The following is a 21,484-nucleotide window of genomic DNA, read 5'->3' on the forward strand; positions in this document are numbered from 1 at the left end:
AATAGATGAAGCCCGATTTGACGAAACAGGGAGACCGTCATGAAAACCAAATCCATTCTGGCTGGCGCACTGGCCGTAACCGCAACCATGGTCGCCGCACCCGCACTGGCCGAATATCCGGAAAAGCCGGTCAGCTTCATCGTGCCGTGGCCTCCGGGCGATCTGGAAGACGTGCTGACACGCATGATCGCGGAAGACTTCCAGGCGGAGTACGGCGTGTCGGCAGCGGTCGTGAACAAGCCTGGTGGCGGCGGCGGTCCGTTCCCCGGTGCCATCGACGTGGCAACCGCGCCTGCTGACGGCTACACCATCGGCAGCTTCGTGCCCGCCGTGCCTGTGATCGGCCACGAGATCGGCATTGACGAGCTGGCCCCGGCCAAGTTCGACCCGATCGGCATCTTTCTGACCTATCCCTTCGTCGTGGCGACCTCGGGCGACGCGCCCTATAGCTCGATGGAAGAACTGGCTGCTTATGCCAAGGAAAATGACGTGGCGCTGGGTCACTTTGGTGACGTGCTGACGCCGACGCAGGTGACGAAGGCTTATTCGAAGAACGCGGGATTTGAGTGGGGCTCGGACGCAGCCTTCGACGCGCTGGACTGCAACACGCTGGCCTCGGGCGACGCGGACGTGATCAACACTACGCTGCAGTTGATCCTGCCCTGTCTGGATGACGTGAAAGTCCTGATGTCGATCACCGACACCCGCATCAGCCTTGTGCCCGACACACCCACCATCGGCGAACTGGACTCGCAGCTGAACATCGCACTCTGGAACGGCCTGTTCGTCACCAAGGACACCCCCGCCGACGTGCGCGAGAAGATCGCAGCCGTCGCGTCGAAAACCGTGATGAGCGAGCGTGCTCAGGCCGTCGCCAAAGAGACCGGCGCGCTGGTCTACTGGATGGATGCCGAAGCCTCGGCCGCACGCATCGCAGCCGATCAGGAAACTGGTGCGGTGATCAGCGGGATCCTTGAGTAATCCCCTCTGATACGACCTTTTGCGGGGCTGGCTTTGGCTGGCCCCGCGTGACGACCAAGCCCCCGGAAAGCGCCTGATATGAGCGACGAAATCACAGAACATCCCGACCGGCCACAGCGCGGTCAGGTGTTGTTCGCGGCCCTGTTTCTGATCTGCGCCACGCTATTGCTGGCTGCCATTGAAGATCAAACCAAGTGGCTGAAAGGCAAAGACTTCTTTGCACAGCCGCGGTTCTGGCCCGCAATTGGCGTTGGGGGCATGGTGCTGTTCACCGCGCTGCATTTCTGGCATCTTCCCCGTAAGCCCCGTCGTCTGCCGCGCTGGATGCGCGAGGCAGATTGGTTCCAATGGGCTGAAAGCCTGTTCTGGGCCGTGCTGGCCATTGGCTTGGCGCTGTGGCTCGGTCCGATTGCTGCTGCCCCCATGGTGTTTCTGGTGGCCATCATCCGCGTGACGTGGCTGTACCAGCACTGGACCGACCGGCGCGAAGCCAAGATCTGGGCGTCTGTCTTCGAATGGGCCGGATGGTTCCTAGCCTATGTTCTTCTGGTGCCGCTGATCGGCTATCTGCCGGTTACCATCGCGTTCTCGCTGATCCTGACATGGCGGGTGGGTTATCGCTCGCGCTTGATGATGTGGAGCGCGGGCGTCTTCGCGGTCACCGTTGTGCTGGTCTTCAAAAGCTTCCTGCAAGTGAAGATCCCCGGCGCGGCGCTCTATGAATACCTTCCGGGCGCGCTGCGCTCGTTCTTTATCCTGAATTTCTGAGGGCAGCATGGACCTGATCTACGACTTCCTTGCTCAAGTGCAGGCCAGTTCCTCGGTTCTGGCGCGTTGGGATGTGGTGCTGGCGCTTTTGGTGGGCTCGGTCGGTGGTGTGCTGATCGGTGCGATCCCTGGCGTGGGTCCGGCGGTCGCCATTGCGATCCTGTTGCCCGCGACGTTTTCCATGGACCCGATTGTCGGGCTGACCGTGTTGCTGGGCATCTATGGCAGTTCGATGTACGGGGGATCCATCCCCGCGATCTTGATCAACACGCCGGGCACGGCGGTGAATGCGCTGACCACCTATGACGGCTACCCGATGACCACACGAGGCGAGGCGCGGCGCGCGCTGTCGCTGGCCTATAGCTCGTCCTTCTTTGGGGGCATCTTCTCGGTCGTTTGCCTGATCTTCTTCGCACCCATTCTGGCAAAAATCGCCCCAATGTTCGGCTCGCGCGAGATTTTCTTGGCCGCGCTTCTGGGCATTATCCTTGTCGTCACGGCACACCGGAAACACACACTGATTGCGGCTGCGATGGCGTGTTTCGGCATCTGGCTGAACACCATTGGCCTACATCCAGCCAGCTATTCGAAACGCTATACGTTCGACCAAAGCTGGCTGTCCGGTGGCGTGAATCTGATCGTTGTGGTGCTGGGGCTGTTTGCTTTGAGCCAAGCCTTTACCCTGCTGCATGGTGACGACGAAAAAGTGCGCCTGACCAAGCTGAAGGGCAGCTTTTTCCAAGGCTTCCGCGAACTGGCCCGCCACCCACGCATCGCAGGTATCTCTGCCACATTCGGCGTGGTCATGGGCATGATCCCCGGCGTGGGCGAGTTCACGGCGCAGTTCATGTCCTACACATACGCGCAGAAGTCCTCCAAGCGGCCCGAGGATTTCGGGCATGGATCAAGCGAAGGGCTGATCGCGGCCGAGACTGCCAATAACGCGGTCCCCGGTGCCGCCATGGTGCCGCTTCTGGCGCTGGGCATTCCGGGCGAGGCGCTGACGGCCATGATGCTGTCCGTGTTCTACGTCCACAACGTGATCCCCGGCCCGCAGCTGTTCCAGAACGACATGGACTTCGTGGTGGCGCTGTACCTCGCGCTGCTGATCCTGAACGTGCTTGTGGTGGCCTTCCTATTGGTCGCGACAAACCAGCTGATCAAAGTGGTAAAGATCCCGAACCGCTTCCTAGGCGTCTGCATCTTGGTCCTCAGCTTTGTGGGGGTCTATTCGCTGCGCAACTCGCTGACCGACTGCATCATCGCCGCCGCTTTCGGCATCTTCGGCTTCGTCATGAAACGCATGCAACTGCCCGTCGTGCCCATCGTTCTGGGCATGGTTCTGGGCGGCATCATGGAGGTCAAACTTCGCAGCGCTATGGCGCGCGTGAAGACCCCACTGGACTTTATCGATCGCCCTATCGCGGCGATCCTGTTTGGAATGATCGTTCTGGTTCTGGCCCTGCATTTCCGCCGGGTCTGGCTGGACTATAAGGAAAGAAAGAAAGACGAATGGCAGATCAGTCACGCATCAACGAGCTTTCCCGCCATCCTGTCGCGCCGCAGAAACTATATATTGACGGAGCGTGGCAAGAAGCTGAGGGCGAAACGCAAGACGTTCTCTCGCCGATTGACGGACAAAGACTGACCACGATCGCACGGGCGTCCGCAGCGGATGTGGACCGGGCGGTTGCGGCGGCACGGCGGGCGTTTGACGACGGGCGTTGGTCGCGGGCAGCCCCCGCGCATCGCAAGAAGGTGCTGCACAAGCTGGCCGACTTGATCGAGGCCAACGCGCTGGAACTGGCCGTTCTGGGTGTGCGCGATAACGGGACCGAGATCGGCATGGCCCTGAAGGCCGAGCCGGGATCGGCGGCGGGCACCTTCCGCTATTATGCCGAGGCGTTGGACAAGGTTTATGGCGAGATTGCCCCAACCGCGGGCAACGTGCTTGGGCTTGTTCATAAGGAACCCGTGGGTGTCGTGGGTGCGATTGTCCCGTGGAACTTCCCGCTGATGATCGGCGCGTGGAAATTGGCACCCGCGCTGGCGGCGGGGAACTCGGTCGTGTTGAAACCTGCCGAAACCGCCTCACTGTCGCTTCTGAAACTCGCCGAGCTGGCCGCCAAGGCCGGACTGCCGGATGGCGTGCTGAACGTTGTGACCGGGGCCGGGTCCGTCACGGGCGAGGCGCTGGCCCTGTCGATGGACGTGGACGTTCTGGTCTTCACCGGCTCTGGAGGGGTCGGGCGACGGCTGTTGGAATACTCGGCGCGGTCGAACTTGAAACGGTGCTATCTGGAGCTGGGCGGCAAGTCCCCCAACGTGGTTTTCGCCGACGCGCCGGATCTGGAGCAAGCGGCCAAAGTGTCCGCCGCCGGGATCTTCCGCAATGCGGGGCAGGTCTGCGTGGCAGGCTCGCGCCTGTTGGTCGAAGAGAGTATCCATGACGAGTTTGTCGAGGCGCTGTCGCGTCATGCGGCGGCGATGAAGGTGGGCAACCCCTTGGACCTGACCACCAATATCGGCGCGGTGAACAACCTGACGCAGTTGGAAGGCAATCTGAACTTCGTGACGAAAGCCGTGGAAGAGGGCGCCGTGATCGCACTTGGCGGCGCGCGCATCATGGAGGACACCGGCGGATACTTCATGGAGCCGACCGTGCTGAAAGGCGTGAAGCCGCAAGACAACGTGGCCCAGAATGAGGTCTTCGGCCCGGTGCTGGCGGTCACACCGTTCAAGTCGGATGAGGAAGCTGTGGCCATCGCCAACTCGACAAAATTCGGTTTGGCTGCGGGGGTTTGGACCTCGAACCTCAGCCGCGCGCACAACATGGTGCGCGATATTCAGGCGGGCGTGGTCCACGTGAACACCTATGGCGGCGCGGATGGCACGGTGCCTTTGGGCGGCGTCAAGCAATCGGGCAATGGCCATGACAAGTCGATGCACGCCTTCGACAAGTATTTCGACCTCAAGACAGCATGGATGCAGCTATGAGCGATAAGACAATTCTGGTCGTCGGGACCTATGACACCAAAGATGACGAACTGAACTATATCGCCGATGTGATCCGGGCGCAGGGCGGAGATGTCGCGACAATGGACATCTCGGTTCTGGGGGATCCCAGCGCGCCGTGTGACTATTCCAAACATGACGTGGCAGAGGCCGGCGGGTCGTCCATCCAAGCCGCCATCGACAGCGGGGACGAGAACACCGCCATGCAGATCATGGCGCAGGGCTCGGCCGCTTTGGCGTTGAAACTCTACCGTGAAGGCGTGTTTGACGGGCTGATCGTGCTGGGCGGCACGATGGGCACGGATGCGGCGCTGGACCTGTGTCAGGCGCTGCCGATTGGGGTGCCGAAATACGTCGTGTCGACGGTCAGCTTCTCGCCCCTGATCCCGCCGGAACGACTGCCTGCCGATGTGCAGATGATCCTCTGGGCAGGTGGGCTTTATGGCCTCAACTCGATCTGTAAAGCATCGCTGTCACAGGCGGCAGGTGCCGTGTTGGGTGCGGCCCGTGCGGTCGAGAAACCGGACTTCCAAAAACCGCTGATCGGCATGACCAGCTTCGGAAAAACCGTGCTGCGCTATATGGTCAGCCTGAAACCGGCGCTGGAAGAGCGCGGGTTTGAAGTCGCCGTGTTCCACGCCACAGGCATGGGCGGGCGGGCGTTTGAAAGCCTTGCGGGCGAGGGTGCCTTTGCTGCCGTTCTGGATTTCGCACCGCAAGAGTTGGGCAACCATATCATGGGCTCGACCATCTCGGCTGGCCCCGACCGCATGACCAATGCAGGCGCGTCAGGAACACCTCAGATGGTGTCCATCGGTTGCTACGATCTGGTGGATTTCATCGGCTGGCAGGACATTCCGCCGAAGCTAGCCGGCCAAGAGGTACATGCGCATAACCGCCTACTGTCCTCGGTCATGATGACCCCCGACCAGCGGTGCGAGATGGCGCGGGCCATGTGCACGCAATTGGCAGGTGCGAAAGGTCCGGTGAACCTGATCCTGCCGCTTGAGGGTGGCAATGAATGGGACCGTCCCGGTGGCCCGCTGCATGACGCGGACGGGCTTGCTGCCTTCATCGACGAAATCCGCACTCATTGCCCCGACAACGTGACGCTGATCGAGTTGGACAGCCATATCAATGACGCCGCGTTCTCGGATCGCGTATTGGAGGAATTCGATGCGTGGGTGGCGTCGGGCCTGGTTACCCCCTGAGACAACTTGTTGCACCCGCAATGATTTGCAATCTAGGCGCGACGGGTATTTATTGTCGGTGTTAAGGAGTGAACATGCCACACCTGTCATTCGAATTCAGCAATGGGCTGGGCCAGCACGCGGATCTTTCCGCTTTGGCCGAAACCATGCGCACGGCTTTGGTCGCCACTGGGAAGTGTCCCATTGGCGGCATCCGCGTGCGTGGGTTCGAGGCTGACATCGACGCCATTGGCGATGGGGCAGGCGGGTATCACTTCCTGGATATGATCCTCAGATTAGGGCAGGGACGGGACGAGGCCACGCGCGAGGCCATCGCCGACACCCTTTACAGCGCGGTTGAGGACGCGCTGCGCCCACAGATGGGCGACACGCCCTTCATTCTTAGTCTCGAGGTTCAGGAAATCGAAACCCGCTTCAGCCGGAAAGGTTGGAGCACGATCCACGCGGCCATCCGCGAAAGGACTGACAATGATGAAGAAACTCGATCGCGCCCTGCCTCTGGCACTTCTCCACGCCCGTGAGGCGACCCTCAAACCCTTCCGTCAGGAACTCGACGATATCGGCCTGACGGTCCAGCAATGGCGCGTGGTCCGCGTGCTGGCCGAAGGCAAACCCTGCTGCGCCACCGAATTGGCCGAACGTTGCGTCCTGATGCCGCCCAGCCTGTCGCGCATCCTGAAAACCCTGACCGAGCGTGGCTTGATCGAGCGTGTAGCAGACACCGACGCCCGCCGCCGCCGCGTGCAGATCACCGAAGAAGGCCGGGCGAAATACAACGCCATGTCGCAGAAAGCGGCCGGGATTTACGAGGATCTGGAAGACAAGTTCGGGACCGAGAGGATGGAAACGCTTCTGGATCTGCTGAACGAGCTTTACGACGTCGCCCGCGCAGCCTGATCCGGGTGTCACGTAACGGCGTTCTTGCATGGGGGCTTGGCGCGGCTTACGCAGAGGTAAGCAAAGAACGAGGCCCCCCAATGTCCAATACTGACGCCCCCGAAGGCAACATCATCCTGCGCACGCTTGCCATGCCCAAGGACACCAACGTGGCCGGAGACATCTTCGGCGGCTGGGTGCTGTCCCAGATGGACATCGCAGGTGGCGTGCTGGCGGCGGAATACGCTGGCGGGCGCGTGGCCACCGTGGCGGTGGACGCGATGAAGTTCATCTCGCCAGTTAAAGTGGGCGACGTTTTGTGCCTGTATGGCGAGGTCACACGGGTTGGCACCACCTCGATGTCTGTGACGCTCGAGGCGTGGTCGGAACGTGATCGTGGCCGATCCAAGCACAAGGTGACCGAGGGCGTCTTTGTCTTCGTCTCGCTGGATGATGACGGCACCCCGGTCCCGGTGAAGAAAGACTAGACGGCTGGTCCGTGCTGCCTGCGATCCACCTGCAGCATGCCAAAGCGATTGGACGAGACGATGAACAGGTCACCGTAGTTCAACGGCGGCTCTCCGCCCGCGCCGAGGGCCTCCCAGATCTCTCGTAGATTGCCCTTGTTGCCGACCCAAACGACTGTTTTGCCAGCGGACGCGGTGAGCAACCGCTCGGCCATGCCGTTGGCAGGCAACCGGTTGATTGGCAGATCGCGGTCCGTGGCCAGAGGCTGCGCCGTGTCCAGATTGCGCTGCACGCTGGGAGAATAGATCGCATCGACATGGACCCCATCCAGCGCCCCCACCAAAGCCTGCGCCCGCGCGCGCCCGATGGCATTCAGATTTTCCCCTGTCCGATCCCCATGCCGCACGATGATCAACGTAGTGTTCGGCGCCAGCCCGAGCACACCCGGACGCGCACATGCCATCAAAACCCCAGCGCCCGTCAGCGCCAGAAATACCCTTCTCTTCATAATATTTCCCCTCTTCTTAATAGGGGAAGCTTAGCAAGGGGTTGGGGATGTGGCTAGTTTTGGGGGAGGTGCTGACAGCAAACCGTCCGACCGATAGGCCAGACAACGCCCCGCTGATCGGCAGGTGATTGCTTGCAATCGCCGAGAGATGACCCTCCCCGTCGTGCCAGAGGCACGCCTTCGGCGTGACAGGGCGTTCCGCCCACCCAGGGTTCAGGTGCCAGTCACTGGATATCAGGCAGATTGCGCTTTGTTGAACTCCCAATCTACGTCTTCACCGCCAAATGCTCGTGATTCACGATGCAATGCATACTCGACTTGGGAAACCAGTTTCGGTTCGGCTTTCATGTTGAACTCGATTTGCAATTCCGCGAAATCTCGATAGTCGGCGACCAGCATCAGCTCAAACCGTGAGCCGAGAAATAGCGTTTCAGCATGTTCACGGATATAGGTTCTGAATTGCCTTGCCGCGTGTTTGTTCGGCAAAACCACTCGAAAGACAAACTGGAACTCTTGGTTTAGATCGACGCCGTCTGAAGCAAAGCCTTCGAGAAGTTTTTGATTTTCGACTACAAGTTCATCAAGCGTTGCGGTCATGCGGTTTGTCTCTTGTTATCTAGCTATTCTAGCCGTTGTACCCGCCATCACAGCTCAAGAAACTTATGCTAATCATCTTGAACAATCGAAAGCAGTTTATATGCATCCGCCATTTCTTTGGAACGCGCCCAACCATCGGCATCAGAGGCTGGCGGGAAACCGGAAATGCTAAAGCCAGTCTGAGTATCGAAGTCGAATAGTGCATAGAGGTGGCCATCCAACGCAAGGCCACAACAACTACCGGATTCAGTCCAATGAAATTGGAGTTCCGCACTATGTTGTCGCGGATTTCCTTCAGTGTACTGGTACACAAGAACAGCGTCAGCAATGGGACCAATAGCGTCGCCATTTTCGGCTGGCTTCAAAGCATACAGGTATCCCGTCGTCCCATCGTCCTCAAAAACACAAGCGTGTCCCGAAACGGAAGAAGAGGTCTTAAGAACCACTTCTTCCGTAGGAGTTATTCTGACAGGATCAGAAGCCGACACGATTTGTGCTACCGCGTAAACTTCTTATGCTTCAAGCGCTTGGGCTCCAGCGCATCCGGTCCCAGTCTGCGCTTCTTGTCCTCTTCGTAATCCTCGAAGTTGCCTTCGAACCATTCCACATGGGCGTCGCCTTCGAAGGCGAGGATGTGGGTGCAGATCCGGTCAAGGAAGAAGCGGTCGTGCGAGATGACGACGGCGCAGCCGGCGAAGTCGACCAGTGCGTCTTCAAGCGCGCGGAGGGTTTCCACGTCCAAGTCGTTGGTCGGTTCGTCGAGGAGGAGCACATTGCCGCCCTCTTTCAACAGACGCGCCATGTGGACGCGGTTGCGCTCACCGCCCGACAGCAGGTTCAACTTCTTCTGCTGATCGCCGCCCTTGAAGTTGAAGCTGGAACAATAGGCGCGGGAGTTCACCTGCGCGTCGCCCAGTTCGATGATCTCGGCCCCGCCGGAAATGGCTTCCCAGACGGTGTCATTGTCGTTCAGGTCATCGCGCGACTGGTCCACATAGGACAGTTTCACAGTGTCACCCAGTTCCACGGTGCCTTCGTCGGGCTGTTCCTGACCGGTCAGCATTTTGAACAGCGTCGATTTACCGGCGCCGTTCGGGCCGATGACGCCGACGATGCCGCCGGGGGGCAGCGAGAAGTCGAGGTTCTCGATCAGTTGCTTGTCGCCCATGTGCTTTTTCAGGCCAGTGACCTCGATCACCTTGCCGCCCAGACGGGGGCCGTTGGGGATGACGATTTGGGCACGGCCCACTTTGTCGCGCTCGGACTGGTTGGCGAGCTCGTTATAGGCGGCGATACGGGCCTTGGATTTGGCCTGACGGGCTTTCTGACCCTGACGCATCCATTCCAGCTCGCGTTCCAGCGTTTTCTGCTTGGATTTGTCTTCGCGGGCCTCTTGCTCCAGCCGTTTGGCTTTCTGTTCCAGCCATGCCGAGTAGTTGCCTTCGTAGGGGATGCCGCGGCCACGGTCGAGTTCAAGGATCCAGCCGGTGATGTCATCCAGGAAGTAACGGTCGTGGGTGACGATCAGGATGGTACCTTTGTAGTCGATCAGGTGCTGTTGCAGCCACGCGATGGTCTCGGCGTCCAAGTGGTTGGTCGGTTCGTCGAGAAGCAGCATGTCGGGCGCTTCCAGAAGCAGCTTGCACAGCGCAACGCGGCGTTTCTCACCACCCGAGAGGGTCGTGACGTCGGCGTCATCGGGGGGGCAGCGCAGGGCCTCCATCGAGACGTCGATCTGCGCGTCCAGATCCCAGAGGTTCTGGGCGTCGATCTCGTCCTGCAGCTTGGCCATCTCCTCGGCGGTTTCGTCTGAGTAGTTCATGGCGAGCTCGTTATAGCGCTCGAGGATGGCTTTCTTTTCGGCCACGCCCTGCATGACATTGCCGCGCACATCCAGCGACGGGTCCAGCTCGGGCTCCTGCGGCAGATAGCCGACTTTGGCGCCTTCGGCGGCCCATGCCTCGCCGGTGAAGTCCTTGTCGATGCCCGCCATGATCCGCATCAAGGTCGATTTACCGGTGCCGTTCACACCGACCACACCGATCTTTACGCCCGGCAGGAAGCTAAGGCGGATGTCTTCAAAGCATTTCTTGCCACCGGGGTAGGTCTTGGAAACACCATCCATGTGGTAGACATATTGATAAGCGGCCATATTGCGCGTCCTCAGCAAATTCGTGTCACGACCTGATAACTATGTGCGACCAGTGGTGCAACACAAGAGCGACAAACGCGCTGGGTATCTGTGGTGGCTGGACCTCTTGAAAGACAACATGTAACGCTGCTGTCATGATTTACCGATTGTTTTCCCCGATTGTTCCGATCCTTGCCCTTGTTGCAAGTTATGCACCTGCATTGGCGCAGATCACTAACATCTACACCGAGGGCAACCTGCGCCCCACACATAATCTACCGTGCATAAGTGCCGAGGAAGCCAGGAGAGACTATTCGCCCGCGGATCTGGCGACCAGTCTGAAACGGTGTTTTGAGAATGGGGATGATGCGCGAGCGATTGAAATGGTCGTTGTCTTACAGTTGCGTGGGGAATTTGACGCCCGTCGGGTCTCGGACAAGACGGCCCATGGCGCCTATCAGGTTCTTATCATGGATGTCGCAAATGCCGTTGGCGAAGACTGGGCGCCACGGATTACGGCTGCGTTCGAGAAGTTCAAAGGTGATGGCTCTGATGGACATGCCCGCATCTGCAGCATGGCAAAGTCGCAAGGTGCCCCGAACTACCGACCGGATTACATGATTGCGCATGGTATGAAAGCGGTCTTGGGTACGATCGAGGGGGACGGTCTCGTCCCGGGTTTCGATCCACAGGCGTCTTGGGCAGAGCTTCTGAAAGACTATCTGAAATGTCCCAGCTAGGACGACGGGCCATATGATGCGACATCGCTACCCATATGCACGCCCCGGTCAGGTGATTGGCCTGTTGGGGGGGTCGTTTGATCCGGCCCATGAGGGGCACGTGCACATCACGCGCGAGGCGTTGAAGCGGTTCGGGCTGGATCAGGTGTGGTGGTTGGTGACACCGGGCAATCCGTTGAAGGCGCATGGGCCCGCGCCGCTGGAGCAGCGTCTCGACCATGCACGAGACGTGATGCAGCATCCGCGCGTGAAGGTCACGCAGATCGAGGCACACACAGGAACGCGCTATACGGCGGAAACGCTGAAGGCGCTGATTGCACTTTATCCGGGTGTGCATTTCGTCTGGCTAATGGGCGCCGACAATCTGGCGGATTTCCATCGCTGGGAACAGTGGGACTGGATCATGTCGCACGTGCCGATTGGAATCTTGGCCCGGCCGGGGGATCGCGGCGCGGCGCGTGTGTCTAAGGCGGCACGCCGGTTTCGCGCGGCGCAGATCACTGGGCGGCAGGCCGCGAAACTGCGGGTGTCCGAAGCCCCGGCGTGGTCTTTGGTGAATGTGCCGATGGTGGATGTGTCTTCGTCACAGATCCGGGCGCGCGGCGACTGGTGAACCTGTCAGAAAGATTGTGCTGATCGGCGGGTTTCCGTCTTGATTGCGCGAAAGCCAGCGGTTTAACTCGCCCCATGAATAACCCTTTTTCAAGACGCGCATTTTTGGCGGGACTGGGGGCTGGGGTAGGGATGCCTGCCTTTGCCAACGCGCCTGCGACGTCGCTTTTTCCTGTGCCCAAACCGGGCGATTACGCCAAGCGAGGTCTGCCATCGGTCGCAGCTATGGTGGCCGATGCCGGACTGGGCGGGAAGATTGGCTTCGTGGTGGCGGACGCCCACACGGGCGAGGTGCTTGAGGTTCACAACCCTGTGTTGCCTTTGCCGCCTGCCAGTGTCGCGAAAGCGATCACGGGGGCCTATGCCCTATCGATCCTTGGTGCGGAGCATCGCTTTCAAACGCGCCTGCTGGCGACTGGACCTGTGCAAGAAGGCATCATCCAAGGCGACCTGATCCTTGTGGGCGGCGCGGATCCCACGCTGGACACCGATGCGCTGTCACAGATGGCAAAAGACCTGCGCGCGCTGGGCGTGAGCGGGATCACCGGCAAGTTTCATGTGAACGGCGCGTATCTGCCCTATCAGCGGGTGATTGATCCCGGGCAGCCGGATCATCTGGGGTACAACCCGTCGATCTCGGGGCTGAACCTGAACTTCAACCGTGTGCATTTCGAATGGAAGCGCGAAGGCCAAAGCTGGGCTGTTGCGATGGATGCGCGGTCCGAAACGCTGCGCCCTGCGGTGAAAGTGGCGCGGATGGAGGTCGTAGACAGGAAGTCTCCGATCTTCACCTATAAGGATGCGGCGGGTGTCGACAGTTGGACAGTCGCGCGCACGGCGCTGGGGAAGGGCGGGTCACGCTGGTTGCCGGTCCGGAGACCTGACATCTACACCGGTGAGGTCTTTCAGGTTCTGGCGCGCGGGCAGGGGGTGAAGCTGCCCCGCCCTCTGGCGCAAAATGGAGCAGCTGAGGGCGACGTTCTGGTGTCGCACGCGTCGGCCCCGGTCGCCGAGATCGTGCAGGACATGCTGAAATACTCGACCAACCTGACGGCGGAAGTGGTCGGCATGGCGGCGAGTGTCGAGGCGGGCGGTACGCCTGCGGATTTGGCAGGCTCGGCGGACCAGATGTCAGACTGGGCGCAGGACGCGTTGGGCACGCGGCGGCTGAGATTTGCGGACCATAGCGGGCTGAGCGATCAGTCCATCGTGACAGCGCGCGATATGGTGCGTGCGCTGGTCACGCTGTCTCCGGATGGCGATCTTGCGCCGCTTCTGAAAAACATCCCGCCCAAGTCCGAGCTATTGCCTGAAGGCGGAACCCACGCGATCCGTGCCAAGACCGGGACACTGAACTTCGTGTCGGCGCTGGCGGGCTATGTCACCGCGCCAAACGGGCGCGAGCTGGCGTTTGCGATTTTCACGGCAGATATGGAGCGACGGGGCGCCATTCCAAAAGCGTTCCGGGAACGTCCAAAGGGCGCAAAAGGTTGGAGCCGCCGATCACGAAGATTGCAACATGATCTGATTGCGCGCTGGTCGGTGCTGTTCGGGACATAAAAAAGGGGCCGTGTGGCCCCTTTTGTGTTTGCTAGCAGCAGCCTTATTCGGGCTTCGGCGGCATATTCACCGCGATTTTCGAGGCCGGGCGGTCGGCGCTCATGGCGTACCAACGCTGTACGTTTGCGTAGCTATCAAGCTCCAGCGCGTCGCCCGCGTTATAGCCGGTCAACAGCACGCGAACCCATGGCCAGATGGCGATGTCCGCGATCGAATACTCGTCTCCGGCCACGACATCGCGCCCGTCCAGACGCTTGTCCAGAACGCTTAGAAGTCGCTTTGCTTCCGCGCGGTAGCGTTCCAGCGGGCGCTTGTCTTCGAAATCTTTCCCAGCGGCGGCATAGAAGAAACCAAACTGGCCCAACATGGGGCCAAAGCCGCCCATCTGCCACATCAGCCACTGGAGCACCTCGGCGCGTTTTGCCGGGTCAGTGGGCAGGAACTTTCCAGACTTTTCAGCAAGGTAGATCAGGATCGCGCCGGTCTCCCACAGCGGCAGGGGTTTGCCGTTCGGTCCATTGGGATCAATGATCGCGGGGATCTTGTTGTTTGGGTTGAGCGACAAATATTCGGGTGTGAACTGGTCGCCATCCATGATCGAGATACGGTGCGCTTCGTAGGGCAGGCCGGTTTCTTCCAGCATGGCCGAAGCCTTGATGCCGTTGGGGGTGGGCAGCGAGTAAAGCTGGATGACGTCGGGCCGGGTAGCGGGCCAACGCTGGGTAATCTTGAAGTCTTGCAACATGGGGTGTCCTAGAAAGTCGAACCTTGAATGTGGCCGCGTATCAGCGCGCGCTCAAGGGGCTGCGTGTGTGATTGAGGCCGAATATGGGGCGGCGGGGTGGCAGCTTCAAGGTTCGGCATGATCACGCGCGCGTGGTGTCCTTTCGGACACGGTGGGGAATACAGAAAAGGGGCCGTGCGGCCCCTTTTGCGATGGTCAAAAATCAGCGTCGCTTACAGCGTCATGTGACGCGCGCGCGCCCCGCGTTCAATGGCGGCGGCATGCAGGCGGTCGATGTTTAGCTCATAACGGATCTCTTCCAGGATGCGCAGTTCCGGGCCTTGCAACACGCCATCCGCAGCGGCGACATCACAAGCCAGCGCATAGGCGGTTTCCCAAAGGTTTTCCGGCAGGTTGTCACGTACGAGGCCGAACAGAGCGTCCAGCCCGTCTTCAACCGCGAACAGGTCAAACACGGTTTGCGAAACGGTTTTGAACCGGTCGGGGTCATAGGTCGCGAAGACCGGCAGGTGATTGACGATCCGTTCGATGGTCAGCAGTTCGGCGGAAGTGATGTGTTCGTCCGACGCGGACACCGCCATCATCACGGCAATCAGACTGTCCTGAGGGGTCAGGGAATGGGGAATATCTTGCAATTGGATTTGCTCCTCTGTTGCGGTGCAGAATATTGACCCCGCGAGCCCTTCGCAATAGGGAGTGCACAACGTGCAAGATGCACGAGATGAAAGGAAAGCACATGTCCGAAATGCGTGACGCCGCGATGAGTTCGAAAGCCTGGCCCTTTGAAGAGGCGCGCCGGGTGCTCAAACGTTACCAGAAGGGCGCGCCGGATAAGGGATACGTGCTGTTTGAAACGGGCTATGGCCCGTCGGGTCTGCCCCATATCGGCACCTTTGGCGAGGTTGCGCGCACCACAATGATTCAACGCGCTTTCGAGGTGATCTCGGACATTCCGACCAAGCTGGTCTGCTTCTCGGACGATCTGGACGGCATGCGGAAAGTGCCGGGCAACGTTCCGAATTCGGAAAGCCTGCATGACCACCTGCAAAAGCCGCTGACCAGTGTGCCGGATCCGTTCGGCACACATGAAAGCTTTGGCCATCACAACAATGCCATGCTGCGCCGGTTCCTGGACACGTTCGGGTTTGAATACGAGTTCTACTCGGCAACCGAATTCTATGGCTCCGGCCAGTTTGACGAGGTGCTGAAGCGCGCGGTCGAGAAATATGACGACATCATGGAAGTGATGCTGAAAAGCCTGCGTGAAGAGCGTCGCCAGACCTACTCAATCTTCCTGCCGATCCACCCGGAAACCGGTCGTGTCCTTTACGTGCCGATGAAAGAGGTGAACGCTGAGGATCACACCATTACCTTTGACGATGAAGACGGCAAAGAGTGGACGCTGCCCGTCACTGGCGGCAATGTGAAGCTACAGTGGAAGCCGGACTTTGGGGCGCGCTGGGCCGCACTGGAAGTTGACTTCGAGATGTATGGTAAGGACCACTCCACCAACACGCCGATCTATGACAAGATATGCCGCATTCTGGGCTGGCGTGCGCCCGAGCACTTTACCTATGAGCTGTTCTTGGATGAAAACGGTCAGAAGATCTCGAAAACCTCGGGCAATGGCGTGTCGATCGACGAATGGCTGACCTATGCCTCGACCGAGAGCTTGGCTTATTTCATGTTCCTGAAGCCTAAGACCGCGAAGCGGATGCATTTTGATGTGATCCCCAAGGCGATGGACGAATATCACCAGCAGCTGAACGCCTATCACAAGCAGGACTTGAAGCAGCAGTTGAACAACCCGGTCTGGCACATCCACGGCGGCGACGTGCCGGTATCGAACATGGTCGTTCCGTTCTCGATGCTGCTCAATCTGGCGTCTGTGGCCTCGGCCCATGACAAGGCGCAGCTTTGGGGCTTCATTCAGCGCTATGCGCCGGACGCGACGCCGGAGACGCACCCGGATCTGGATGCAGCGGCAGGTTATGCCGTGAAGTACTATGAGGACTTCGTAGAGCCTGCGAAGGTCTTCCGCCTGCCCACGGATCAAGAGCGTGGCGCGCTGGAAGAGCTGGCGAAAGCCCTGCGCGATGGCGACGTGGCGCTGAACGCGATTGCCCGCAAGAACGAGATGATGGGGAACGACGATCCGCTGCCTGCGGTCGACTTCCACTCGGACGAGTTCCTGCAATCGGTGGTCTTCGCGCTGGGCAAACTGCACGGGTTCGAGAACCTGCGCGATTGGTTCAAAGCGCTATACGAGGTGCTTCTGGGCGCCAGCCAAGGTCCGCGTTTCGGGGGCTTCGCGGCCCTTTATGGGGCCGAGGAGACGGCTGCCCTGATCGACAAAGCGCTGGCTGGCGAACTGGTGAAGTAAAACCTTCAAGATATTGAAATTATTAGCGGCGTTCGAGTTTTCGGGCGCTGTTTTTCGTTCTACTCCCCCGTGCAACGCACGCCCGTCTTAACGCCCGTTAACCGCCCACATTTACCCCTTTTGACGTTTCTCGCCCCGTCCTGCGCGCCCCAACGCGTTTGCGCGGGGCTTTGCGTGGATATCGACCGGAAAGGGAACCTGATGAACAAGGCGATTACCGAAGGGGTGGTGTTCATGCCGCCTGAATTTGAGGATGGGCTGGATGTCTGGTCAAGCGAGGACGGCACCCCCGGCAGCCTAACGTATGACGGGGCGGGCAATGCGGCCATCGTACCGGCGGATCAGGATTTCGATGGCTGTTTGGAATTGTTCAAGGATCAGAACACGCAAACGCTGCGCTATATGGGCCAGACACCGTTTGAGCAGGGATGCTATTTGCGGGTTCGGGCACGGGTCAAGGCGATCTCAGGCCCGCTGCCATCTGTGCGTATCGCTACCCGTCCCAGCCTGACGGGTGGGGGGCATGCCACCGGATATGTTGAAACCGGGCCCGAGGTCGCGCTGACATCCTATGGCGAAGTGGTCGAGATCTCGGCCATCATCGGATCGGGCAGCCGGTCGAGCGTTGATATGGTCTGGGGCGAGGACGTCGCCTATGCCCATGTGGGTCTGGACCTGACCGGGTCGAATGGGGCGGCAGTGCGCATTGACGACATCATCGTCGAAGACGTGACCGGCGCCTATCTGCGCGACATGATGGATTGGGTCGATGTGCGCGATTTTGGAGCCGTTGGGGACGGTGTCACCGATGACCGCGCCGCGTTCGAGGCCGCCGATGCAGCGTCCGGCGGGCGAACCCTGCTGGTGCCCGACGGTGTCTTCTTTATCGGTGCCAACCTGACCCTGCACACGGATATTCGCTTTGAAGGCACGGTGACGATGGCCGACAACGTCTATCTGTCGTTGACGCGCAGCTTCGACCTGCCCACCTATATCGACGCGTTCGGGGACGAACTTCTGGGCTTCCGCAAGGCGTTTCAGGCACTGCTGCACTATGCTGACCACAAGGTTCTGGACATGTGTGGACGCCGCATCGATGTCACCGAGCCCATTGACATGCAAGGGGCCTACGCGACCTCGGACACGTTCCTGATCCGGCGCGCGATCCGCAATGGTCAGTTCTACGTCATTGGCGGGGCGGCTTGGGACGACGAGGTGACGACCTCGGCGGCGCAGTACAGCCCCGCCAATCCGAATAAGCTGACGAATGTGTCCGGGATCTCGGCGATCGAGCCGGGTTCGATCGTGACCGGCAACGGGGTCGGACGAGAAGTGTATGTGAAATCGGTCGATATCAGCGCGGAAGAGCTTGAACTGAGCCGCCCGCTCTGGGGCGCGGATCCCAACCAGACCTATACGTTCACCCGCCACAAATATGTGCTGGACCTTGGTGGATTTGCCGAGCTACGCCGCCTAAACCTGATCGAGATCGAGTTCCAGTGTAACTCGCATGCTTCGGCTGTGATGCTGGCGCGCAATGGCGAAAACATGGTGTTCCAGGACTGTCACTTCATTAAGCCCAAGAACCATGGAATCAGTTCGATCGGACGCGCCTGTCAGGGGCTTCAGGTGGACCGTTGTCAGTTCATCTCGGCCGAACAAAGCCTGCCGGCAACGGACCGTGTGTCGGTTGCGCTGAATGTGAACGCCAATGACTCGAAGATCCGCGACACGCAGTTCCAGCGCATGGGGACGTCGATGGTAATGTATGGCTCGGGCCATATCATTCAGGGCAACCACATGTATCAGGGGGACGAGGTCACGGATGGTCCACGCGTGGCAGGCATCGTGTTCACCCTTGAGAACAACAAGACCGTGCTGACTGGCAACTATATCGACAACTGCATGGTCGAATGGAACAACGAGCACGACTCGGAGCCTGATTTCAGCAATGAATATGCATTCGGCGGGATGACGATCACGGACAACATCTTTACCGCAAATGACGTTGCGCCGTGGTTCACCTGGATCATGATCAAGCCGTTCGGCACCGGGCACTATCTGTCTGGCCTGCACGTCAGCAACAACACCTTCCGGTCGTTGAACGGGCGCATTGACCGGGTCGAAAGCGTGTCGACCACCCACGGAACGCTGAACGGGTGGAGCATGCGCGACGTGACCTTCAAGGACAATGCCTTCGTGGGCGTCGACCAGCGGACGATCTCGCCCGTGACGCTTGAGTTCAATCAGAACACGGAAGCCAGCACCTGGAGCTTGGATGGCTCGGCCTATTTCCCGTTCGGTGGCAACGCGCGGACGGTCTCGTCTGTCGTGATCGAGGGTGATCTGCGCGACAGCTCCAACAATCAGGTTTGGGACAATCCGCATGTTCTGGTGAACCAAGGAACCGGTGCGAAACTGGCGCAGTTGAAATGGTCCAAGCCGGTGCGCGGGACGGCGCATGTGACCCTGCGTACGGACAAGCCTGTTTAATACACTTAAGAAAGGGCCCGCCGATTGGTGGGCCCTTTTTCGACGCGTTTGGCGGGAAACACCCCAACATCTTCAAATTTCTTGATGCGGATCAAGGCGCGGTCCGGCCGGGTTTGTTAGAGGCAAACCGGACAATCAAGGAGAGATGCGAATGAGTGTGAATCAGACCCGTACCAGTGCGCCGAAAACCGCTGCAAAGGCGGCCGCGAAGCCTGCAGAGGCGCCCAAGCCCGAGCAGAAACCGTTCCCCAAGGTAAGTGCAGATCAGATCCGCGAGACCTTTGAAAACGGCAAATATCCCTATGACACCAAGCTGGGTCGTAAGGAATACGAGGCCGAGAAAGCACGCCTGCAGGCCGAGCTTTTGAAAGTTCAGCGCTGGGTTGGTGAAACGGGTCAGAAATTCGTGCTTCTATTCGAAGGCCGTGACGCGGCCGGTAAGGGCGGCACGATCAAACGCTTCATGGAGCACCTCAACCCCCGCGAAGCGCGCGTTGTCGCGCTGAACAAACCGACTGACGAAGAGCGCGGCCAGTGGTTCTATCAGCGCTATATCAGCCAGCTGCCGACCGAGGGCGAAATGGTTTTCTATGACCGCTCGTGGTACAACCGCGCAGGCGTTGAACGCGTGATGGGCTTTTGTTCCCCCAGCGAATATCTTGAGTTCATGCGCCAGACGCCCGAATACGAACGCATGCTGACGCGCTCGGGCATTCGCCTGTACAAATACTGGTTCTCGGTCACCCGTGAAGAGCAGAAGCGCCGCTTTGACAGCCGCAAGGATGACCCGTTGAAGCGCTGGAAGCTGAGCCCGGTGGATGTGGCATCGCTCTCGAAATGGGACGACTACACGGAAGCTAAAGAGGCGATGTTCTTCTATACAGACACTGCCGATGCGCCGTGGACCATCATCAAGTCGAATGACAAGAAGCGTGCGCGTCTGGAATGCATGCGCCACTTCCTGTCGACCGTTGACTATCCTGACAAGGACTATGACTTGGTCCGCGCGCCGGATCCGCTGATCGTAGGTCACGCCAGCCAAGTGATCCACAACGCCGATCACATCTTGGGCTCAAGCCTGCATCCGGATCAGCGTCGCGGTTGATTTGACAGACAACACAGAACGACGGGGCGCTTAGGCGCCCCTTTTTCATTCTATCTTTTGTTGAGGCGGGGTAGTCTGGAGAAAACAGATTTGCGCACGGTCCCCGGAGCGCTTTTTATACAAGCAGTGCAGGTGATTTTATGCCCTATTCCAGACGTTTCATTCTGGCCGGTTTGTCGGTTGTTTCTCTTGGGGCTTGCCAATCTGGAAGCACAGTAAGCAGCGTTCCGCCGAGTGCGTCTGGTGGGATGCGCGCGGTGCGCAATACGCGGTTTGACACTTGGGTCCCGGGGGCCAAGAAACGGATGATCGCGCGCGGGTTGCCCGCGTCCGCTGTCAACCGTGCCTTCCGCAATGTGGGTTATCTGCCCGGCGTGGTGGAACGCGACCGCAATCAGACCGAATTCGTGCGCTCGTTCGAGGATTATCTGGCTATCGCCGCCTCGGACGCGCGGATTGCGAAGGGGCGGGCGATGCTGTCCAGACACGCAAGCCTGCTGAACCGGCTTGAGGCCCGTTACGGCGTCGAGAAAGAGGTGATCGTCGCCGTGTGGGGTGTCGAAAGCCGCTATGGTGAACGGCGCGGCGATGTGCCGGTGATGTCCGCGCTGGCGACGCTGGCCTTTGACGGTCGGCGCGGCCGCTTTTTCGAGGGGCAGATGGCCGCTGCGATCAAGATCCTTGCACGTGGCGACGTCACACCCGCGCGCATGGTGGGCAGCTGGGCGGGCGCGATGGGGCATACGCAGTTCATCCCCTCGTCCTATCTGGCCTATGCGGTGGATTTCCGGGGCGACGGCAAGGCGGATATCTGGTCAGATGATCCCACCGACGCGCTTGCCTCGACCGCCGCGTATCTCAGCCGGTCGGGCTGGAGGCGCGGGCAGCGATGGGGCGAAGAGATCACCGGGCGTGCGCCGTCGGGCAGGGGCCGCGTGGTCAAGCCTGCAGGTGACAGTGGCCCGGTGTTCGAAGTCTATCACAACTACGCGGTTCTGGCCCGCTACAACAACGCGCAGAAATACATCATTGGCGTAGGGCATCTGTCCGACCGGCTGGTCGGGCGCCCCGCGTTGCGCGCCTCGTTCGGACCAGATGAACACGGGTTGACGCTAGAGGATCGCAAGGCCCTGCAACGCGGGCTGACCCGCGCAGGCTTTGACACGGGCGAGGCCGATGGCGTCTTGGGAAAAAAGACCTTCGCCGCGATTGAGGCCTTCCAGAGGTCGCGCGGGCTTCGGGTGACCGGTATGCCATCGAAAGCGTTGCTTGCAATGCTGTAGCGGCTTCT

Annotated in this window: 21 protein-coding genes; 15 read left to right on the top strand and 6 right to left on the bottom strand. The window is 59.8% G+C overall.

The window, feature by feature from the left end; genetic code table 11:
- Positions 1-39: 39 nt before the first annotated feature.
- From EOL43_RS05050 to EOL43_RS05085, 8 genes are all read left to right on the top strand, one after another.
- Positions 40-981 (top strand): tripartite tricarboxylate transporter substrate-binding protein, encoded by a 942-nt coding sequence (locus EOL43_RS05050; RefSeq protein ID WP_133486197.1) that lies wholly within the window; start codon positions 40-42, stop codon positions 979-981.
- Positions 982-1,059: 78 nt separating this feature from the next.
- Complete coding sequence (locus EOL43_RS05055) at positions 1,060-1,749, top strand: tripartite tricarboxylate transporter TctB family protein (RefSeq protein ID WP_133486198.1); 690 nt, start codon at positions 1,060-1,062, stop codon at positions 1,747-1,749.
- 7 nt (positions 1,750-1,756) lie between these two features.
- The gene (locus EOL43_RS05060) at positions 1,757-3,397 is read left to right on the top strand and encodes a tripartite tricarboxylate transporter permease (RefSeq protein WP_133486200.1); all 1,641 of its coding nucleotides are present in this window, start codon (positions 1,757-1,759) and stop codon (positions 3,395-3,397) included.
- Positions 3,379-4,746, top strand: coding sequence for an aldehyde dehydrogenase family protein (locus EOL43_RS05065; RefSeq protein WP_240686475.1), 1,368 nt, complete (start codon positions 3,379-3,381; stop codon positions 4,744-4,746). The genes EOL43_RS05060 and EOL43_RS05065 overlap by 19 nt, the downstream gene beginning before the upstream one ends.
- On the top strand, positions 4,743-5,975 hold the full coding sequence (locus tag EOL43_RS05070; RefSeq protein WP_133486202.1) for a Tm-1-like ATP-binding domain-containing protein: 1,233 nt from the start codon (positions 4,743-4,745) through the stop codon (positions 5,973-5,975). The genes EOL43_RS05065 and EOL43_RS05070 overlap by 4 nt, the downstream gene beginning before the upstream one ends.
- Before the next feature lie 74 nt (positions 5,976-6,049).
- Positions 6,050-6,496 (top strand): 5-carboxymethyl-2-hydroxymuconate Delta-isomerase, encoded by a 447-nt coding sequence (locus tag EOL43_RS05075; protein ID WP_133486204.1) that lies wholly within the window; start codon positions 6,050-6,052, stop codon positions 6,494-6,496.
- Positions 6,447-6,872 (top strand): homoprotocatechuate degradation operon regulator HpaR, encoded by a 426-nt coding sequence (hpaR, locus tag EOL43_RS05080; protein WP_205669528.1) that lies wholly within the window; start codon positions 6,447-6,449, stop codon positions 6,870-6,872. Before EOL43_RS05075 ends, hpaR begins: the two co-directional genes overlap by 50 nt.
- Positions 6,873-6,952: 80 nt before the next feature.
- Positions 6,953-7,339 carry an acyl-CoA thioesterase gene (locus EOL43_RS05085; RefSeq protein ID WP_133486208.1) on the top strand — a complete coding sequence of 129 codons (387 nt, stop codon included), beginning with the start codon at positions 6,953-6,955 and terminating at the stop codon, positions 7,337-7,339.
- On the opposite strand, the gene EOL43_RS05090 is transcribed toward EOL43_RS05085, so the two are convergent.
- From EOL43_RS05090 to ettA, 4 genes are all read right to left on the bottom strand, one after another.
- Positions 7,336-7,827, bottom strand: coding sequence for a histidine phosphatase family protein (locus EOL43_RS05090; RefSeq protein ID WP_133486210.1), 492 nt, complete (start codon positions 7,825-7,827; stop codon positions 7,336-7,338). The genes EOL43_RS05085 and EOL43_RS05090 overlap by 4 nt on opposite strands.
- Before the next feature lie 234 nt (positions 7,828-8,061).
- Positions 8,062-8,424: a ribonuclease E inhibitor RraB gene (locus EOL43_RS05095; RefSeq protein ID WP_133486212.1), complete on the bottom strand. Its 363-nt coding sequence runs from the start codon at positions 8,422-8,424 to the stop codon at positions 8,062-8,064.
- 68 nt (positions 8,425-8,492) lie between these two features.
- Positions 8,493-8,912 (bottom strand): DUF2251 domain-containing protein, encoded by a 420-nt coding sequence (locus tag EOL43_RS05100; protein ID WP_166636202.1) that lies wholly within the window; start codon positions 8,910-8,912, stop codon positions 8,493-8,495.
- Between the two features lie 8 nt (positions 8,913-8,920).
- Positions 8,921-10,576 (bottom strand): energy-dependent translational throttle protein EttA, encoded by a 1,656-nt coding sequence (ettA, locus tag EOL43_RS05105; protein WP_133486216.1) that lies wholly within the window; start codon positions 10,574-10,576, stop codon positions 8,921-8,923.
- A 134-nt stretch (positions 10,577-10,710) separates the two neighbouring features.
- On the opposite strand from ettA, the gene EOL43_RS05110 reads away from it, so the two are divergent.
- From EOL43_RS05110 to dacB, 3 genes are all read left to right on the top strand, one after another.
- Positions 10,711-11,295, top strand: a complete 585-nt coding sequence (locus tag EOL43_RS05110) for a hypothetical protein (RefSeq protein WP_133486218.1) — start codon at positions 10,711-10,713, stop codon at positions 11,293-11,295.
- Between the two features lie 16 nt (positions 11,296-11,311).
- Complete coding sequence (locus EOL43_RS05115; RefSeq protein WP_133486220.1) at positions 11,312-11,908, top strand: nicotinate-nucleotide adenylyltransferase; 597 nt, start codon at positions 11,312-11,314, stop codon at positions 11,906-11,908.
- A gap of 131 nt (positions 11,909-12,039) precedes the next feature.
- Positions 12,040-13,467, top strand: coding sequence for a D-alanyl-D-alanine carboxypeptidase/D-alanyl-D-alanine endopeptidase (gene dacB / locus EOL43_RS05120; RefSeq protein ID WP_240686468.1), 1,428 nt, complete (start codon positions 12,040-12,042; stop codon positions 13,465-13,467).
- A 43-nt stretch (positions 13,468-13,510) separates the two neighbouring features.
- On the opposite strand, the gene EOL43_RS05125 is transcribed toward dacB, so the two are convergent.
- Both EOL43_RS05125 and EOL43_RS05130 read right to left on the bottom strand, forming a co-directional pair.
- Complete coding sequence (locus EOL43_RS05125) at positions 13,511-14,212, bottom strand: glutathione S-transferase N-terminal domain-containing protein (protein ID WP_133486224.1); 702 nt, start codon at positions 14,210-14,212, stop codon at positions 13,511-13,513.
- Positions 14,213-14,424: 212 nt separating this feature from the next.
- Complete coding sequence (locus EOL43_RS05130) at positions 14,425-14,796, bottom strand: tellurite resistance TerB family protein (protein WP_420867498.1); 372 nt, start codon at positions 14,794-14,796, stop codon at positions 14,425-14,427.
- A 152-nt stretch (positions 14,797-14,948) separates the two neighbouring features.
- On the opposite strand from EOL43_RS05130, the gene EOL43_RS05135 reads away from it, so the two are divergent.
- From EOL43_RS05135 to EOL43_RS05150, 4 genes are all read left to right on the top strand, one after another.
- Positions 14,949-16,595, top strand: coding sequence for a lysine--tRNA ligase (locus tag EOL43_RS05135; RefSeq protein WP_133486229.1), 1,647 nt, complete (start codon positions 14,949-14,951; stop codon positions 16,593-16,595).
- Positions 16,596-16,796: 201 nt separating this feature from the next.
- On the top strand, positions 16,797-19,088 hold the full coding sequence (locus tag EOL43_RS05140; RefSeq protein ID WP_133486231.1) for a glycosyl hydrolase family 28-related protein: 2,292 nt from the start codon (positions 16,797-16,799) through the stop codon (positions 19,086-19,088).
- Positions 19,089-19,239: 151 nt separating this feature from the next.
- Entirely contained in the window at positions 19,240-20,193 is a 954-nt protein-coding gene (gene ppk2, locus EOL43_RS05145) for a polyphosphate kinase 2 (RefSeq protein WP_420867497.1), read from the top strand.
- A 140-nt stretch (positions 20,194-20,333) separates the two neighbouring features.
- Positions 20,334-21,476: a lytic murein transglycosylase gene (locus EOL43_RS05150; protein WP_133486235.1), complete on the top strand. Its 1,143-nt coding sequence runs from the start codon at positions 20,334-20,336 to the stop codon at positions 21,474-21,476.
- Positions 21,477-21,484: the final 8 nt, after the last annotated feature.

Origin of the sequence: Aliiroseovarius marinus (genome assembly GCF_004360145.1) — a bacterium.
GTDB classification, from domain to species: Bacteria; Pseudomonadota; Alphaproteobacteria; order Rhodobacterales; family Rhodobacteraceae; genus Aliiroseovarius; species Aliiroseovarius marinus.